This window comes from Bacillus sp. LR--39, assembly GCF_053613335.1.
Genome location: NZ_JBSIOT010001491.1, coordinates 1 through 537 on the forward strand (window position 1 = coordinate 1; position 537 = coordinate 537).

General features: G+C 48.8%; 2 pseudogenes. One reads left to right on the forward strand and one right to left on the reverse strand.

What is annotated here, in order from left to right:
• Nucleotides 1–181: pseudogene (locus ACWHAR_RS31335) on the forward strand (thioredoxin reductase); the annotation flags it as partial.
• A gap of 31 nt (nt 182–212) precedes the next feature.
• Here the strand turns inward: ACWHAR_RS31335 and ACWHAR_RS31340 are convergent.
• Nucleotides 213–537: pseudogene (locus ACWHAR_RS31340) on the reverse strand (uroporphyrinogen-III C-methyltransferase); the annotation flags it as partial.

Consider the following 537-nt stretch of genomic DNA (forward strand, 5'->3'; position numbering starts at 1 on the left):
GAATCTTCCGGGCGTGTTTGTAGCGGGTGACGCGGCTTTTTATGAAAGCAAGCTGAGATTGATTGCCGGCGGCTTTACCGAAGGCCCGACAGCGGTCAACAGTGCCAAGGCTTATCTGGACCCTAAGGCCGAGAATATGGCGATGTATTCCACCCATCATAAAAAATTGGTACATAAATAAAACAGCCCTTGGGGGAAAGGGCTGCCAGCCATCAGCTGTGAAGGAGCTTTTTCTGCGTCTGTTGATTCTGAATGAAAGCTAGCAATTCATCCTGTTCTTGTACAGCTGTGAATCCATAAGCTTCGGCAGCTGAGTCATCGCCTATACAGACGATAGGGGGCCGGCTTGCTGACAATTCCGGCGAAATGCCAATTTGTTCGCCACCATTGATCAATTGCTGAACGGACAGCTTGTTCGGGCAAATGACCATGTGCAGCGGGGATTCACTGATGGTACGCTGAATCATGTGGGTGAACCGGTCATCTATGACGTTTTCATGAGTGATATAAAACGAACAGGATTCATGCTTTTGCATG